At 59.6% G+C, this 17,353-nt stretch carries 15 protein-coding genes; 9 read left to right on the top strand and 6 right to left on the bottom strand.

What is annotated here, in order from left to right; genetic code table 11:
• Nucleotides 1-3 precede the first annotated feature (3 nt).
• Complete coding sequence (locus ACHZCU_RS13585) at nucleotides 4-990, bottom strand: BMP family protein (protein WP_319519205.1); 987 nt, start codon at nucleotides 988-990, stop codon at nucleotides 4-6.
• 358 nt (nucleotides 991-1,348) lie between these two features.
• On the opposite strand from ACHZCU_RS13585, the gene ACHZCU_RS13580 reads away from it, so the two are divergent.
• The 6 genes from ACHZCU_RS13580 to ACHZCU_RS13555 all read left to right on the top strand — a co-directional run bounded on the left by ACHZCU_RS13580 (nucleotide 1,349) and on the right by ACHZCU_RS13555 (nucleotide 8,535).
• Entirely contained in the window at nucleotides 1,349-2,278 is a 930-nt protein-coding gene (locus ACHZCU_RS13580; RefSeq protein WP_319519204.1) for a helix-turn-helix domain-containing protein, read from the top strand.
• 123 nt (nucleotides 2,279-2,401) lie between these two features.
• Nucleotides 2,402-3,916 (top strand): alpha-N-arabinofuranosidase, encoded by a 1,515-nt coding sequence (locus ACHZCU_RS13575; RefSeq protein WP_319519203.1) that lies wholly within the window; start codon nucleotides 2,402-2,404, stop codon nucleotides 3,914-3,916.
• 230 nt (nucleotides 3,917-4,146) lie between these two features.
• Nucleotides 4,147-5,268 carry a sn-glycerol-3-phosphate ABC transporter ATP-binding protein UgpC gene (locus tag ACHZCU_RS13570; RefSeq protein WP_319519202.1) on the top strand — a complete coding sequence of 374 codons (1,122 nt, stop codon included), beginning with the start codon at nucleotides 4,147-4,149 and terminating at the stop codon, nucleotides 5,266-5,268.
• Nucleotides 5,269-5,383: 115 nt separating this feature from the next.
• A complete protein-coding gene (locus ACHZCU_RS13565) occupies nucleotides 5,384-6,205 on the top strand; it encodes a carbohydrate ABC transporter permease (protein WP_394706117.1) in 822 nt (273 codons plus the stop codon).
• A complete protein-coding gene (locus ACHZCU_RS13560; protein ID WP_319519200.1) occupies nucleotides 6,202-7,047 on the top strand; it encodes a carbohydrate ABC transporter permease in 846 nt (281 codons plus the stop codon). The genes ACHZCU_RS13565 and ACHZCU_RS13560 overlap by 4 nt, the downstream gene beginning before the upstream one ends.
• A gap of 162 nt (nucleotides 7,048-7,209) precedes the next feature.
• The gene (locus ACHZCU_RS13555; protein WP_319519199.1) at nucleotides 7,210-8,535 is read left to right on the top strand and encodes an extracellular solute-binding protein; all 1,326 of its coding nucleotides are present in this window, start codon (nucleotides 7,210-7,212) and stop codon (nucleotides 8,533-8,535) included.
• 89 nt (nucleotides 8,536-8,624) lie between these two features.
• Here ACHZCU_RS13555 and ACHZCU_RS13550 read toward each other — a convergent pair whose 3' ends face one another.
• From ACHZCU_RS13550 to ACHZCU_RS13530, 5 genes are all read right to left on the bottom strand, one after another.
• Nucleotides 8,625-9,614: an ABC transporter ATP-binding protein gene (locus tag ACHZCU_RS13550; protein ID WP_106303613.1), complete on the bottom strand. Its 990-nt coding sequence runs from the start codon at nucleotides 9,612-9,614 to the stop codon at nucleotides 8,625-8,627.
• Between the two features lie 3 nt (nucleotides 9,615-9,617).
• Nucleotides 9,618-10,424 (bottom strand): carbohydrate ABC transporter permease, encoded by an 807-nt coding sequence (locus ACHZCU_RS13545; RefSeq protein ID WP_394706115.1) that lies wholly within the window; start codon nucleotides 10,422-10,424, stop codon nucleotides 9,618-9,620.
• A 29-nt stretch (nucleotides 10,425-10,453) separates the two neighbouring features.
• Entirely contained in the window at nucleotides 10,454-11,314 is an 861-nt protein-coding gene (locus tag ACHZCU_RS13540) for a sugar ABC transporter permease (RefSeq protein ID WP_319519197.1), read from the bottom strand.
• 115 nt (nucleotides 11,315-11,429) lie between these two features.
• Nucleotides 11,430-12,710: an extracellular solute-binding protein gene (locus ACHZCU_RS13535; protein ID WP_319519196.1), complete on the bottom strand. Its 1,281-nt coding sequence runs from the start codon at nucleotides 12,708-12,710 to the stop codon at nucleotides 11,430-11,432.
• A gap of 27 nt (nucleotides 12,711-12,737) precedes the next feature.
• Entirely contained in the window at nucleotides 12,738-15,071 is a 2,334-nt protein-coding gene (locus ACHZCU_RS13530) for a family 78 glycoside hydrolase catalytic domain (protein WP_319519195.1), read from the bottom strand.
• A 133-nt stretch (nucleotides 15,072-15,204) separates the two neighbouring features.
• Between ACHZCU_RS13530 and ACHZCU_RS13525 the strand changes: the two genes are divergently transcribed.
• From ACHZCU_RS13525 to ACHZCU_RS13515, 3 genes are all read left to right on the top strand, one after another.
• Complete coding sequence (locus ACHZCU_RS13525; protein ID WP_319519194.1) at nucleotides 15,205-16,212, top strand: LacI family DNA-binding transcriptional regulator; 1,008 nt, start codon at nucleotides 15,205-15,207, stop codon at nucleotides 16,210-16,212.
• Nucleotides 16,213-16,432: 220 nt separating this feature from the next.
• Nucleotides 16,433-16,693 carry a PepSY domain-containing protein gene (locus ACHZCU_RS13520; protein WP_319519193.1) on the top strand — a complete coding sequence of 87 codons (261 nt, stop codon included), beginning with the start codon at nucleotides 16,433-16,435 and terminating at the stop codon, nucleotides 16,691-16,693.
• Nucleotide 16,694: 1 nt separating this feature from the next.
• Complete coding sequence (locus ACHZCU_RS13515) at nucleotides 16,695-17,339, top strand: cytochrome b/b6 domain-containing protein (RefSeq protein WP_319519192.1); 645 nt, start codon at nucleotides 16,695-16,697, stop codon at nucleotides 17,337-17,339.
• Nucleotides 17,340-17,353 lie beyond the last annotated feature (14 nt).

Raw genomic sequence — 17,353 nt, 5'->3', positions numbered from 1 at the left:
GTCCTATTTCGGTTCGTCCATGTTGCGCGGAACCTCGAACGTGCCGTCAATGATGTCCTGACGGGTCTTCAGCATGGCCTCGACAGCTTCCGGCGAGGCAACGCCTTCGACATAGGCGATATCGCTGCCGCCTTCCTTCAGCATGCCATAGGCCGTGTAGTTCTTGCCGACCGGGTTACCGGCCTCGGCATCGGCGACAGCTGCGTCGAGGATCGGACGGAAGCCCCAGAGCGCATTGGCAAAGACGGTATCGGGGTAGCGCGGCGTGTAGTCGATCAGCGAGCCGACGGCGAGAATGCCGCGTTCCTTGGCAGCATCTGCCGTGCCGATCCGTTCACCGAAGAGAATGTCGGCGCCCTGGTCGATCTGGGCGAGACCGGCTTCGCGCGCCTTGGGCGGGTCGAAGAAGGTGCCGATGAAGGTCACCGAATGTTCGGCGTCCGGGTTCGTCGCCTTCACGCCTTCGGCAAAGGCGTTGATCAGCATGTTGACTTCCGGGATCGGCATGGCGCCGACGGAGCCGACCTTGTTGGTTTCCGTCAGCGTGCCGGCCAACATGCCGGCGAGATAGGCGCCGTCCTGGTTCCAGGTGCCGAAGACACCGAAATTGTCGCCGGACGGACCGCCGGACGAGCCCATGACGAAGGGCGTATCGGGATAGTCAGCCGCCACTTCGCGGGCTTCGGATTCAACCGCGTAGGATTCGCCGATGATCAGGTCGACGCCCTGCTCGGCATATTCGCGCATGGCGCGCGGGTAGTCCGTGCCGGAAACGCTTTCGGAAAACACATATTCGATCTTGCCTTCTTCGGCAGCTTCCAGAAGCGCCTGGTGCATGACCGAGTTCCACGCATTTTCGACAGGCGAAGCATGGATGGCGGCAACCTTGAACGGCTCGGCGGCACTGATGGCGGGCGCAAGCGTGAAAGCGCCAAGAACCAGCGTGGACGCCAGCAGACAACGGCGGCTCAGCGAAAAATCAAACGTCATATGTAAACAGACCCCTCTTTGACCATTTGGTTCAAAATCCTAGAAGGCGCTTAAACTTTTGTCAACATTGCGCATTGCTCACAAAATACGCAATTCTGCGATTTCCTTGTGTTTTTTCAAAAGGATGCAGACAATGACCGAATCACGCGCCGGGCGCGCTCAATAAGCCGGGAAACCACACCGGCGGCAATCCCCGGCAAAAAGTTTGCACCAATTTTGCATTTTCCTGTTCAAACAGGCCTCACACGGGCCGAGATTGCCCGGTTCGGACGGGCTGCGGCCCCGCTCCGGTTTGACCGCGCCAAAAATCCTGATATGAAAGTTTCCTGACACCGACCGCCAGCAGCGAAGTCCACCCATGCCGCGCAATTTCCTCGTCGTTGATCCTGAAAAGGACATGAATGTCATCAAGGGACTGGCCGCGCCGGCGCGCATCGCCGTGCTCAAGCTTCTGCGCCGTAAGGGACCGCTTAACGTCAAGGAAATCGGGCAGATACTGGAGCTTCCGCAGTCCACGGTATCGCTCAGCGTGCAGCTTCTGGAAGAGGCCGGCCTGATCCGCACGGAAAGCCAGCGGGCGCGCAAGGGCAATCAGAAAGTCTGCACCAGCATTTATGATGAAGTTGTCGTGGTCTTTGGCGACGCTTCCGAGGAGCGGCGCAATGACGGCATTGAAGTGGCGATGCCGGTCGGGCTTTATACCGCCTTCGATGTCAGCGCCCCCTGCGGCCTGTGCACCAATGAAGGCATTATCGGGCTTCTGGATGTGCCCGATTCCTTCCTCGACCCGTCGCGCATGAAGGCGGGGCTGATCTGGTTTACCCGCGGTTCCGTGGAATACCAGTTTCCCAACAATGCCCGGCTCGACAACCGGGCGATCGACGAAATCGAATTTTCGATGGAGCTGTCTTCCGAGGTGCCCGGCACCAATCCGGACTGGCCGTCGGACATCACCATCGGCATCAATGGCGTCGATATCGGCGAATGGACATCCCCCGGCGATTTCGGCGACCGGCGCGGCGTTTTCACCCCCGGCTGGTGGAAACTCAAGGGCTCGCAATACGGCATGCTGAAGCGTTTCCGGGTTACCGCGACCGGCGCCTATGTCGACGGTGTCAGAATTTCGGATATCTGTCTCGCCGATCTTCAGCTCGACCGCCACCACTCCATCCGCCTGTCGATCAGCGTGCGCGAAGATGCCCGACACCCCGGCGGTGTCAATATTTTCGGCCGGGGTTTCGGCAATTACGACCAGGACATCATCCTCAGGATTACCACCGCGTCATAAGCGCGGGCGGTAACAAAAAACTTCCCCGCCACCGGCAAAGACGCTTGACGGGAAGCATAATCGGGTTTCTATTAATCACGAAAATTGGTTTAAACCAAAATTCTGGAATTTGGAGGAGACAAGATGCGCGCCGGGATTACCGTCCATAAAGACTACACGATTTCCGAAATCGATCCGAGGCTCTACGGTTCGTTCGTCGAACATATGGGCCGCGCCGTCTATAGCGGCATCTATGAGCCTGACCATCCGACCGCCGACGAAAACGGCATGCGCAAGGATGTGATCGAGCTGGTGCGCGAACTCGACGTGCCGGTGGTGCGCTATCCCGGCGGCAATTTCGTGTCCGCCTATAACTGGGAAGACGGCATCGGCCCGAAGGAAGACCGCCCGGTCCGTCTCGATCTCGCCTGGCATACATCGGAAAGCAACCAGGTCGGCATTCACGAATTCTCCGAATGGTGCGATGCCGTCGGCACGGAGATGATGCTGGCCATCAATCTCGGCACGCGCGGCATCAACGAGGCCCGCAACTTCCTCGAATATGTCAATCATCCCGGCGGCAGCGAATGGTCGGACCTGCGCCGCAAGAACGGTCGCGAGGAGCCCTGGAACGTCAAGCTCTGGTGCCTCGGCAACGAGATGGACGGCCCCTGGCAGACCGGCCACAAGACGGCGGATGAATACGGCCGTCTCGCCTATGAAACCGCCAAGGCCATGCGCCAGTTCGACAGCAGCCTGGAACTGGTGGTCTGCGGCTCGTCATCGGCCAATATGGTGACCTATCCGGAATGGGAAGCCACGGTTCTCGACCACACCTATGATGCCGTCGACTATATCTCGCTGCATATGTATTTCGAGAATTACGAGAAGGACACCGCCCGCTTCCTCGCCAAGTCCAAGGTGCTCGCCGACTATATCGACACGGTTGCCGGCGTGATTGCCTATGTGAAGTCCAAGAAACGCTCGAACAAGGACGTCTACATCTCGTTTGACGAGTGGAATGTCTGGTACCATTCCAAGAAACGCGATGAGGCCACGCTTGCCGGTGAAGCGGGCTGGCCGTTTGCCCCGCCGCTTCTGGAAGACGACTATAATTTCGAGGATGTGCTGCAGGTCGGCTGCATTCTCAATACCTTCATCAACCGCGCCGATGTGGTGAAGATCGGCTGCCTGGCGCAGCTGGTCAACGTCATCGCGCCGATCATGACCGAACCCGGCGGCGCGGCCTGGCGGCAGACGATCTTCTATCCGTTCTATTTCGCCTCGCGCTTCGGCCGCGGCACGGCGCTGAAGCTTGCCGTGGATTGCCCGGCCTACGCTTCCGAGGGCATTGGCGAAGTCCCCTATGTGGATGTTTCGGCAACCCATGACGCGGATGAAAAAACACTGTCCTTCTTCATCGTCAACCGGAGTGAAAGCGAAGCGGCCGACCTCGATATCGCACTTGAAGGTTTCGATCCGCAAACCGTGCTCGATGACAAGGTGATCGCCCATACCGACATCAATGTCACCAACACGGCAGCGGCGCCCGATACGGTCAAACCTGCGGATGCGAGTGATGCGGCCATCGGCGGCAAGGGCATGACGGCCTCGGTCGCGCCACTCAGCTATCGTTTCATTCGACTGCAACTTAACTAAACCATGATATTTGGTTTGAACCTGAAATCATGTTGACAAATGGACGATTTGTCTTAGGCTTCCTTGCAAGCGTCGGATGTGCATCGGGAGGAAACGATGGGAACTGAAGTTTCCGTCTCGCACAATCTTCGACGGCGCGCTTTCAGACAGGCCGAATGGCCCGTCTTTAAGCGCGGAGCTTGGGAAAAGTCGTCGGATGGGCCGGTTTTCCGGCCGGGGAGCACGGCAGAATGACTGCTCAGATCGAAATCAAGAATGTTACCAAGCGCTATGGGAGCCTGACCGTTCTCGACAATATTTCGCTGTCGATTGCGGGCAATGAGTTCATGGTGTTCCTCGGCCCCTCGGGCTGCGGCAAGTCCACGCTGCTCAGGATGATCGCGGGTCTTGAAGCTGTCGATGAAGGCGAGATCGCCATCAATGGCAAGCGGATCGACAATCTGCCGCCTGGCAAGCGCGGGCTGGCGATGGTGTTCCAGAACTACGCCATCTATCCGCATATGAGCGTTTCGGAAAACATGGCCTTCGGGCTGAAGAACATCGCGGTCGAGCAGTCGATCATCGATGCGCGGATCAAGGAAGCCGCGCGGATGCTGGAAATCAGCCACCTGCTTGACAGAAAGCCCAACCAGCTTTCCGGCGGCCAGCGCCAGCGCGTCGCCATCGGCCGCGCCATCGTCAAGGAACCGGAAGCCTTTCTTTTCGACGAACCGTTGTCGAACCTCGACGCCGCGCTCAGGGTCAGAACCCGCGTGGAGCTGGCGCAGCTCAGAAACCGTGTCGCCTCCACCATGATCTTCGTCACCCATGATCAGATCGAGGCGATGACCCTTGCCGACCGGATCGTGGTGCTCAACAACCGAAAGATCGAGCAGATCGGCGAACCGATGGAGATCTACAGCCGTCCGGTCAGCGAATTCGTCGCCCGTTTTGTCGGTTCGCCGACGATGAATTTCCTCGATGTCGAGATCACCGACGAAAACGGCTTCGCCCGGGCGAAATTCCCCGATGGCGCTTCATTGCAGACCGATATCCCCACGGCAGACCTGCCGGAAAAGCAGATGAAGCTCGGCATTCGCGCTGAAGCCGTCAAATGCGTTTCGGATGCGGCGCAGGCAACCACCGAGGGCAAGGTCGACGTGCTGGAGCGGCTTGGCGACCGCACGTTGCTCTACACCCGGCTTTCCGATGACAGCATCATCGTCGCCGAGGATATCGGGCTCAGCCGGGCACGGATCGGCGATACGGTGCATCTTGCCTTCGACGGTTCGGCCTGCCACCTCTTCGATGCGGGCGGCAAGGCCTATCACCCGGCAGAAAATGCCGCCGGGCGGGAGGCCGATCATGTCTGACGCCCAGTCCACCCGCGCGGCCCTTGCCCGCAACGAGCGGAAGAAGGGGCTGAAGACGGGAACCGCCAACATCAACGCGCCGCGCTGGGCCAATGCGCTGTTCATCGCGCCCTATATGGTGTTCTTCGTCGCCCTGCTTGTGTTTCCGATGGTGTGGAACATCTGGCTCAGCCTGCACCGGGCCGATGCCTTTTCCATGGGGCGTTTCATCGGCATCGGCAATTATGTCCGCCTGCTGCATGACGGCGTCTTTCTGAAAGCCGTCTGGAACACCTTCTATTTCGTCTTTCTGACCGTCCCGCCGCTGGCGTTGATCGGCCTGTTTCTGGCGCTGGCACTGAACCGGCAGACGAAGACCGCCGCCGCCTTGAGGACCCTCTATTTCTCCTCGTCGGTTCTTTCGGTCACCATCGTCACGCTGATCTGGCGCATCGTCTTCATCGGCCAGTTCGGCCTGCTCGCCACGATCTACGCCTGGTTCGACGCAACGCCGCCGGCCTTTCTGTCCGATCCCGATCTGGTGATGATCGGCATTGCCATTGCCACCGTCTGGTGGTGCATCGGCCTGCCGATGATGCTCTATCTCTCGGCGCTGCAGCAGATCCCGAAAGAGATCTACGAGGCAGCGGCCCTCGACAATGCCGGGCGATGGCGAACGTTGCGCTACATCACCCTGCCCTCGATCAAGCGCACCATCATTCTGGTGGTCATCATCCAGATCGTGATGCAGTTCCAGCTCTTCGGTCAGGCCCGGCTGATGACACAGGGCGGCCCGAACAACGAATCCCTGCCGCTGGTGCTCTACATCTACCAGATGGCCTTTACCCGCTGGGATATCGGCCTGGGTGCGGCGGCTTCCGAAGTCCTGTTCGTGTTGATCCTGATCGCCGCCATGGCCCAGTTCATGGTCTCGCGCAAGAAGGGAGACGGCCAATGAGTTCCTTCGGCCTTTCCAAGAAAAACACGCTCGGCGACCGCCTCGTTCTCGGTTCCGTCATCGTGCTGGCGCTGATCATGGTGGCGCCGGTGGTCTGGGTGATCGCGCTTTCGCTGAAAGACAATGGCGAGCTGATGGCCAACATGAATTCCGTGTTCCACGGGCCCTACACGCTGGCGAACTATCTCAATATCTTCGGCAATTCATCGGTGTTCCGCTGGGTGCTGAACTCGATCATCGTTTCCGGCTCGATCACGATCGGCATTCTGGTGCTGACTTCGCTTGCCGGTTACGGTTTTGCGCGGCTCAACTTCCCGTTCCGCAACACCATCTTCATCATCGTGCTTCTGGGTCTTGCCATTCCCGAACAGGCGGTGCTGATCGCCCGCCACCAGATCTTCGCCAAGATCGGCCTGCACAACACCTATTACGCGCTGATCCTGCCCGGATTGTCCGCGCCCTTCGGCGTCTTCCTGATGACCCAGTTCTTCCGGGCGATCCCCAAGGATTATGACGAGGCCGCGCTTTTGGACAATGCCAGCCGGTTCAAGATTTTCTGGAAGGTGCTGCTGCCGCTGACCCTGCCCGCGCAGGCAACGCTTGGCATCTTCACCTTCCTGATTGCCTGGAACGACTATTTCTGGCCGTTGATTACGGCGACCCGCAAGGAGATGTACACGCTGACCGTGGGGATTGCCTCCTCGCAGATGAATTTTGCGCAGACGGAGGGGCTCGGTTTCCTGATGGCGCAGGCGGTCTTCGCCAGCGCGCCGATCCTGATCGTCTATCTGTTTTTCCAGAAATACATCGTCACCGCCGTTTCCGGCTCGGCGGAGAAGTGATGTCGCGCGAACGGCAGAGCGTTTGCGCGCGCCAATAAACCGGAGGAGAAGACGCCCGCGCCCCGGCAAAGGGGCAGGCGGGAGACACGACCGATCCAGCTACCGCCCTTCGGGGCGAACACCAAGGGCCGATCATGGCCCGCTTCGTGGAGGAGTAGAGACATGAAATACCGCATGAAAACAGCGCTGCTTGGCGCGCTTTCCGTTGCCGCACTGACGGCGGCAAGCCCGGCACTTGCCGACACCACCATCGATTTCCAGCGCTTCTTCGGCGCCTGCGATGCCGAATGGGGCGACAATACCGATGTTTCCGCATCCGTCGGCGAATGCGGCATCATCACCTCGCTGGTCAACAAGTTCGAGGCCGAAAATCCGGATATCACGGTCAATGTCACCACCGTCGAATGGCCCGGCTACGACCAGCTGACCGCCCAGTTCGCCGCCGGCGATCCGCCGGATGTGGTGACCATCCACCAGTCGGTTCTGGGCGATTATGTTTCGAAAAACCTGCTCGAACCGCTCAATGACCTGTTGTCCGAAGAAGGCATTTCGCCCGACAGCTTCACCAAGGCGAGCCTGACCGGCGTGACCCGCGACGGCGAGATCTACGGCCTGCCGATCGATAACTGGAGCCAGCTCTGGCACATCAACCTGGCGCTGTTCGACGAGGCCGGCCTTGTAAACGACGACGGCACGCCGATCCTGCCGACCTCGGTCGACGAACTGCTGGCACAGGCAGAACAGTTCAAGGAAGCGACCGGCAAACCGTATTTTACCATGCCGTTTGCCAATGAAACCGCGCTCTATACCCGCGATTTCTACACCTATCTGCAGCAGCAGGATTCCGACTTCTTCGCTGATCCGATGGAAATCAACGTCGAGACGCCGGAAGCCAAGGCCGTTCTGGAACTCTACAAGACGCTCTATGAAGAAGGCTATGTCACCAAGGACCTCGACTACGGCGCATCGCTGAATGCGTTTCTGGCGGGTGATGCCGGCGTGCATGAGGGCGGCACATGGGTGATCGGCGACTACAATGCCGAATCCGAAAAGGACGGCACGGCGCTGAACGCCGGAGGCTATACCGTCGTTCCCTATCCGCAGATCTTCTCCGGCACCCGCAGTCAGTATGCCGATGGCCACAGCCTTGCCGTTTCGCGCATGGACCGTTCGGATGAGGAGCAGGCCGCGATCGGCAAGTTCCTGAAGTTCATGTATGACAACGACTATGACTGGGCCCGCACCGGCCACCTGCCATCGGTCCAGGCGGTTCTGGATTCGTCCGAATTCCAGGCGCTGCCGCACCGCGAAACGGTTCTGGAAGTCGCCGAGATCGGCACACCGCTGCCCGGCGAAGTCCAGCGTCAGTTCGCCATCCAGGACATTATCGGCCAGGAAATGAACGCCGCCATGACCGGCCAGAAAAGCATCGACGATGCGCTCGCCGACATGCAGAACCGCGTCAACGACCTGCTGAAATATCTCTGAGGCAAAACCTCCAGACAATGACGGCGCGGACCGAAAGGCCCGCGCCGTATTTTTTTTCCGTGCCTCCTTGCGGCGGAGGTCAGGACACGTCAGGCCGTTTCACTGTAGCAGAACGCCTTGCCGTCCATCGGGCTGGCGAAAACGTTCTGGCCGCTGGAAAAGCTGCGTTCGCCGGAGGTGCGGGCCACGAGCATGCCGAGTTCGGGCGTCTCGATGTGCACGATGGTATCCGCGCCGAGCCGTTCGACATGGCGCACTGTGCCCTTCCACTCGCCTTCCGTGTCATCCACCAGCACATGTTCGGGACGGATGCCGTAGGTGGCGCACCCCTTCCTTTTTGCGATCTCGCCCTCATAAAGGTTCATCTTGGGCGAGCCGATGAAGCCGGCGACGAAGGGCGTTGCCGGATTGTCGTAGAGGTCCATCGGCGTGCCGACCTGTTCGATGCGGCCGCCGTTCAGCACCACGATCCTGTCAGCCATGGTCATCGCCTCGACCTGGTCATGCGTCACATAGATCATGGTATTGCCGAGCTTTGCATGCAGATCGGTCAGTTCGATGCGCATCTGCGCCCGCAACGCCGCATCGAGATTGGAGAGCGGCTCGTCGAACAGGAACACGTGCGGATCGCGAATGATGGCGCGGCCGATGGCGACGCGCTGACGCTGTCCGCCCGAAAGCGCCTTCGGCTTGCGGTCGAGAAGCGCTTCGAGCTGCAGCACTTTCGCAACTGCCTCGACCCTCGACCTGATCTCCGCCTTCGGCGTGCGCGCCAGCGACAGGCCAAAACCGATATTTTCGCCAACCGTCAGGTGCGGATAGAGCGCATAGGACTGGAACACCATGGCGATGCCGCGCTTTGACGGTTCCTCATAGGTGACATCCTTGCCGGCGATTTCGATTGCGCCGGCGGTCACTTCCTCAAGCCCGGCGATCATCCTCAGCAGCGTGGACTTGCCGCAACCGGAAGGCCCGACGAAAACACAGAACTCCCCGGCCTCGACCGCAAGGTCGATCCCCTGGATGACCTCGAGCGCACCGAATGATTTGCGAACCTCTTTGAGAAGAACATCGGCCATGATCTATCCTTTCACAGCGCCCGACGTCATGCCGGCAACGATCTGTCGGTTGAAGAAGATGAAGACGAGAAGCGGCGGGATCGTCACCAGAAGAATGTTCATGAACAACAGGTTCATCTGGCTGACGAACTGGCTCTGGAAATTGTAGAGCGTGATCTGCACCGTCACATTCTCGCTGCCCGGCAGGTAATAGAGCGGATGGGTGAAGTCGTTGAAGATGGTGATCGATTGAACGACGATGATCGTCACCGTCACCGGTTTCAACAGCGGCAGCACCACCCGGAAGAAGATCTGCCACGGTTTCGCGCCGTCGATCAGCGCCGCCTCGTCCAGATCGCGCGGAATGGTGGCGATGAAGGCGCGGTAAAGCAGCACGGTGAATGACAGACCATAGGCGAACTGGATCAGGATCATGCCGTGCAGCGTCTTGAACAGGCCAAGGCCCTGCAGCACCCAGATCGTCGGCACCACGGCAGGCGGGATCATCAGGCCGGCCAGAACGAAACCATAGATCACACGGTTGAATTTCGACGGCCGCCGCTGCAGCACATAGCCGACCATGGCGCCGAAAATCACCAGCAGCACAATGGCGCCAACGGTAATCACGATCGAGTTGAAATAGGCAAGCAGCAGCATGTAGTCGCGCGCCTCGACCACGGCGACGAGGTTTTGCCAGAGATGCCATTCGATCGGCAGTGTGAAACTCGGGCTTGCCGATTCCGCCGATGTCTTCGCCGCGTTGATCAGCACGAAGATGAACGGGATGACAAAGATCACGAAGGCAATCGCCAGCGCGATAACACCATGGATGAACTTGCGTTGACGTCTTGTTTTGAGGCTCACAGGTCCAGCTCCTTGCGGTTGAACCACCAGGCAAGCGGCGCGATGATGCAGGCAATCAGCAGGAACAGGATGACATTGCCCGCCGTCGAAAGGCCGTAGAAGCCGGCCTGATATTGCTTGTAGATGACCGATGCCAGCACATCGGAGGAAAAGCCCGGTCCGCCACGGGTCATCGCCCAGATCAGGTCGAACAGACGCAAGCCCCCGATCAGCGACAGGATCACCACCGTCGTCGTTGCCGGGCGCACCAGCGGCACGGTCACCCGCCAGAAAAGCTGAAACCGCGTCGCGCCATCGATGCGCGCGGCCTCGTAATATTCCTGGCCGATGGCGGCAAGGCCGGCGATATAGATCAGCGTTGCCAGCCCCACACCGCGCCAGATATCGACGAGTGCGACCGAATAGAGCGCCAGTTTCGGATTGGTGAGCCAGCCCGGCCCGTCAATGCCGAAGAAGGCGAGCGCAACATTGATGGCGCCGTCGGTAGGATGCATCATCTCGGTGAAGAGTATGCCGACGCCGATCGTGGAAACCAGAACCGGGAAAAACACGATCGAGCGCAACAGGCCCTGCCCGAAGAGGCCAGACGTCAGCAACACGGCGAGCAGCAATCCCAGAACGGTCTTGGCCGCAGATGTCAGGACGGCGAAAATGATCGTGTTCGTCGTACCCTTGATCAGGAAGGGTTCGCGAAAGAAGTCGACGAAATTCTCAAACCCGATGAACTGGAAGCCGAACAGGTCCCAATTGGTCAGGCTGAACCAGAACGAGGCGGCCGTCGGCACCAGAAACAGCGCCGTGAAGACGACGGCTGCCGGTGCGATGAACCAGTAGGGATATGGTGATTTCATCTGCATTTTAGTTGGGCTCCGATGCAGGAAATAAGGGTCGGCGGACCGGGCAGCGCTTCAAGGCGCGCCCCGGTCTCAACCATCATGCGTCAGAGAAAACCGGATGTCTCCGGTCGTCTTCCTACCAGTTCGGCAAACGAAGCTGCTTGGCCTGCTTTTCGACATCGCGGTCGTAAAGTTCGGCGCCACTTTGCGCATCGCGGATGCCTGAACCAACCTCGACCGTGATCTGCTCAAGACCGGGCCCCTTGACCGGGGACAGGAATTCGAGCGCGGGCGCGGTCCTGCCATCCTCCTCGAAATAGGGCAGCATTTCGGCAACGCCAGGCATCACGTCGTCAGGCAGTTTGCAGCCTTTGACGACGAAGGGACCATTGGCGCCGACCGTGTTGACAATCACGTCGCAGGCTTCCGGCGAGGCGACGAAGTTAAGGAATTCCTTTGCAAGCTCCTGCTTGTCGCTGCTTTGCGGAATGTAATAGGAATCCGGGATCCAGACGGTCAGGCCGTTCTTGTCCGGGTCATCGCCCGGCTGCGCGAAGATGCCGATATCGTTGAGCAGTTCGGGATGATTCTGCTTGATCGCACCATAGCCAACGGTCAGCATCGGGTAGTGAACGCCCTCGCCGGTTGCCAGCATTTCCAGCCCGTCATTATAGCTCGCCGCACCGAAATCCTCATTGTAATAGCCGGATTCATAGCCCTGCTGCAGCCGGAGGAAGCTCTTGGTTGCAGCTTCTGTGGTCGCGAATTTCGCTTCGTTATTGGTGAACTTCTCGGCAAAATCCGGATTTTCCGCCTGGACATTGTAATAGTCCGCCAAAACCGGGATCTGAGACGTCCAGGTGTCGCGATAGGTCTGGATGATCGGCGTCTTGTCCGTCTCCTCGGCAATACGCGCATTATTGGCCATGTATTCATCCCAGGTTTTCGGGATTTCGAGGCCAAGCGCTTCATAAGTCGGGCGGTGGTAGAGAATGCCGCCGCCGACCGCCATATTCCACGGCACGCCGTAGATATTGCCGTCGCTGTCGCTGACGGTTGCCGTGTAGCTTTCGAGCAGGTTCTCCATATTCGGCAGGTCATTGAGCGGCACCATGGTGCGGCTCGGCCTCAGCGCCTGCATCAGCGAGCCGGAATTGTGCTCGAAAATGTCGGCCATCTCGCCGGTGGCAAGCCGGGTCTTGACGATATTGTCGCCCTCGCTGCCGCCCGGACGCGTTTCGATTTCGAAGGTCACGTCGGGGTTCTTTTCCGTATAGGCCGCCGTCAACGCTTCGGCGATCGCCACCGTATCCGGATTACTGCCGACCAGAACGGAAAGTTCCTCGGCCGACACCTGAGCCGCTGCTGCCGTTGCAAGAACAGCAAGCGCGGTTGTTCTGAGCATGTGAAGTTTCATTCTCTCCTCCCTGGAATGAATTTCCGTTTACCCGAGATCGAACTCGAGTTCATGCGTGCCGGAGCCGAGCATAAGCCCGTTCTCCGCCATTTCGGCAGGCTTTCCGTCCACTTTGAGCGAAGCGTAAAGCCCTGCCGGAATTCGTCCCTCGCAGCCTTCCGGCAATGTTACCCGGTAGGACACGCGGTCATTGTTGATCTGCCAGCCGGCCTCGATCCTGCCATGGCGGCAGTCATGCCACATTTCGGCATGGCCAAGCGCCGGCAACACTTTCGGCGCGATCTCGACCAGATCGAAGCCCGGCTTTTCCGCCGTCGGCGAAATGCCGCCGACTGCCTCGAAAAGCCATTGGCAGACGGCGCCATAGGCGTAGTGGTTATAGCTGTTCATCGACGGCTCGTAGATGACGCCGTCCTCGCCGATCGCATCCCAGCGCTCCCAGATCGTGGTCGCGCCGCGTTCCACCTGGTAGAGCCAGCCCGGCACCTTGCGGTTGAGAAACATCTTCTCGGCAAGATCGCTCATGCCGATCTTGGAGAGCGCCGGCAGCAGCGCCGGCGTTCCGATGAAACCGGTTCCGATCAGATAGTTGTCGCTTTCGATCACCCGGCGGAAATAGGTCTTCGCCGCCTCATAGTGTTCTTCCGGCACGAGGTCATAGAGGAAAGCGAGTGCGTAGGATGTCTGGTCGTTATGCGCCAGACGTCCGGAGGCGCTGAAATATTCGCGCACGAAGGCTTCGCGGATTTCCTCCGCGCGCGCCGCAAGACGTTTCTGCTCCGCCTCCTCGCCAACGAGACCGGCAATGCGCGCGGTCAACTCTGTGGAGATGAAGTGATAGATCGTCGCCGCGCAATCCTCGCCGATCGTCGGCCGAGGCTTGCGGTTGTCGCCGACAGGCTGCAGCCAGTCGCCAAAGGTGAACCCGTTCTCCGGCCAGACCGGATTGGGGTGAACGATCGGCCCGTTGGAAATACCCCAGAGATAATCGACCCATTTGACCATGGCCGGGAAGCTTTCGGTCAACACATCCCGGTCGCCATAATGGAGATAGAGGCACCAGGGGATGATGACGACGACATCGCCCCAGCCGGTGGAACCGGCCCATTCGCCATCGCCCGGTCGCGCCGTCAGCCGTGTCGGATCGGGTGAGAAATGCGAAACCGCGCCATCCCCACGCTGGTCGTGAATGACATCGCGCAGATATTTGCGCAGGAACAGATCGACATCGCCCATCCAGCAGGCCGTGCCGGCAAAGACCTGGGCATCACCTGTCCAGCCCATACGCTCGTCGCGCTGCGGGCAATCGGTCGGCACCTCGATGAAGTTTGCGCGCAGCGACCAGAGTGTATTTTGAACCAGCCGATCGACCGCCTGAACGCCCGAGGTAAAGCCGCCGGCAACTTCGGTGATCGAGGAGATCGGCACAGCTTCGACCGAAACAACCTCCGCCTCGCCGGAAATAGCCAGACGCGCATAACGGAAGCCCATGAAGGTGAAGAGCGGCGCATAGATTTCCTCGCCGTCACCCTTAAGGGTGTAGCTGAGAGCACCGCGAGCACTGCGATAATTGCGGTTGTCGAATTCGCAGTCGGGGCCAAGCACTTCCGAATGCTCGACAAGCACGGAGGCGCCAGCCGCGCCGCGCACCGTCAGGCGGACGAAACCGCCGATATTCTGGCCAAAGTCATAGACGGCGCGCCCCTCTTCATCCTGCCAGGTTTCGACCGGCTTGATATGCTCGAATTCCCTTACAGGCTCGGCCTCATGCGCCACCAGTTTGCCAGTGTCGAAATCAAGCGCCTCGACGCCACCGGTTTCTTCAGGCATCTCGAGCCGGGCGTCATAGTCCTCGCCATAATAGATGCCGGAGCGGGTCACCGCCGAAAGACCGCTCTTCCATGACCTGTCCGTCGCCGCGATCACCTTGTCGCCATCGACGATCTCGGCGATCGCCGCCACGCGAGTGCCCCAAATGTTCGGCGTCGACTTGTCCCGCGACATCATCGGCGAACGATACCAGCCATCCCCCAGCCAGATCTCGATCCGGTTTTCGCCCTCATGAACGAGGCCGGAGAGATCGTAGCACTGATAGGCAACACGGTCGTCGTAGCAGGTCCAGCCGGGGGTCAGAAGATCATCTCCAACCCTCTGGCCGTTGACGAAGGCACGATAGAGTCCGAGTGCGGAAATGAAGAGTTTCGGCGCGGCGTCGGCTTCAACAACAAATGAAGACGCCACAAAACTGGCGCGCTTGCCTTCGCCTTCATCGACGCTCGGGGCAATCATCTCAGCCTGCCAGGAGCGGTGCAATAGCCCTCTTCTGCTCTCGGCCTTAGGGGACCGGGATGCGATATTCATAGTACTCCTCCCTCAAAACGGATTTTGTGTACCGTTCTACGTATACTGTTCTACAAAATTTTCTGCTATGCAAGTCCCAAGGAATCATTTTTCGGTTATCCTTGCTTCCGGAAGGGCATTTATGGACAAGCCAGTGCGTACAACCCGCGTGACAATTCGAACTGTGGCAGCCGATGCAGGCGTATCGGTGGCCGCTGTCTCGAAGGTGTTGCGCAATGCCTATGGCGTCAGCGATGCCCTGCGCGAAAACGTGATGGCCTCGATCGAGCGTCTCGGCTATCGACCGAGCACGGCCGCGCGCGGCATGCGGGGGCGAACCTTCACCATCGGCGTTCTGCTGATCAACATGGAAAACCCTTTCCTGCCCTCGCTGGTCGGCGGCTTCAAGCGGGTCATGGGCAAAGCCGGATACAACACGCTGGTCGGTGTCGGAGAGGCACGCACCCATGTTGAGTCCGCGCTGATCGAATCGATGATCGACATGCGTATCGACGGACTGCTGATGATCGCGCCAAGAATCAGCCATGATGTGCTCGAAACCGTTGCGCGCCAGGTGCCTGTGACGGTGATCGGCCACCACGAAAGCGTCGAGACGGCCTTCGATACAGTCAATTCCGATGATTCAGCCGGAGGTCGGAAGGCCACGGAGGCACTGCTTGCCAGAGGCTACCGCGATATCGCCATGCTCTGTCCTTCCGCACGGACTGAAAAGGAAGGTCAGGTCTGGTACGAACGCGAAAAGGGGTATCGCAGTGCCATGGCGGATGCCGGGCTGTCAGACAGGGCGCAGGTCATTCGCGTCTCGGAACAGCCGGACAACATTTATCCTGACCTGACGAAAATGCTCGGACGGACACAGGACATGCCGGATGCCTTCTTCTGCTGGAGTGACATTCACGGCGTGCCGCTGATCAACCTTGCCCGCAAGAACGGCCTCAAGGTTCCCGGCGATCTCGGCCTTGTCAGCTACGACAACACGGCATCATCGGCCCTGCCGCTTGTCGAGCTTTCGAGTATGGATCAGAAACCGCAGGAGCTCGGCAGGATCGCGGCGGACCAGCTTCTCACCCGCATCAAGGGCCGTACAGGCACGCGGCATGATCTCGTGATGCCGGAGCTTATCATCAGGTCCAGTTTCTAGAGCATTTCGCAGTCAGATGAAAACATCTGATGTCCTCGAAAATGGCATCAAAAAGAGAAAGAACGGGGCAGCCTTTCCGTAAAAAGCGGTCCCCTTCCAGGCCATAAGCAACCGCTTATGCGCCTGCGTTTCAGCACTTGCGCCATGGACGATGCCGGGCTCCGGCGCTCAGGTCGGGCGTGCCGCTCATCAAGGCGGCTTCCCCCGAAAAGGAGCAGACATGAAACGCATTGCCATCCTCACCACCCTCGTGCTTGTCGCACCGCTTTCCGCTCTTGCCATGACGGCTGTCGGCGACGTCGTCGGCACCAATCCGCAGGACGCCACGGCCGCCCTTGAAAAGGCGGGTTGTTCCGTCAGGGATTTCGAGGCCGAAGGCGGCATGATCGAGGCCAAGTGCACCGATGAGGCCAACAGGCTGTGGGAAGTCTATATCGATCCGGCCTCCGGCGCGGTGAAGAAAATCTCCGGGAAGGACTGAGATGTCCCGACATTTCCGACGTGAACGAGGGGCGGATACCGCCCCTCCCGACCCCTGGGACCCGCTGGTCCGGATCACCCACTGGACAATCGCCGCCGCCATCATCATCAACGGGCTGCTGTCCAAGCCCGGCGGCACCATCCATGTCTGGGTCGGCTGGATCACCATGTCGGTTCTGGTGATCCGGCTGGGCTGGGGGCTGCTTGGCCCCCGCGAGGCGCGTTTTTCCGCCTTTCCGCCGGATCCAAGGGCGGCCATCGCGCATCTGATATCCGTCATCCGGGGCAAGCCGCGCGAATATTCCTCGCATAATCCTGCCGGCGCGATGATGGTCTATGCGCTTTGGGCCATGCTCGCCATCGTGATTGCCACAGGTCTGATCATGACCGACGCCAAAAGCCCGATCACGATCGCCGAGGAACGCGCAGCCGTGGCGCAAGGCGATTGGTCGGCCCTTGTGAACACCGCCTCCGAAGGCGATAGTGGCAACAGTCTCAGCCAGAGCGACATCGTCAAGGACGTGCATGAAGCCGCCGCCAACCTGATGCTCATTCTGGCGCTGATACATGTGGCGGGCGTCGTAGTCGAAAGCCGTGCGCTGCGCCGCAATCTCGTCCGTCCGATGATCAAGGGGCCGCCGAAGTGAAGAACAGGACTGAA

This window comes from uncultured Martelella sp., assembly GCF_963677965.2.
GTDB lineage: Bacteria > Pseudomonadota > Alphaproteobacteria > Rhizobiales > Rhizobiaceae > Martelella > Martelella mangrovi.
This window is presented reverse-complemented; position numbering and strand designations above follow the sequence as displayed.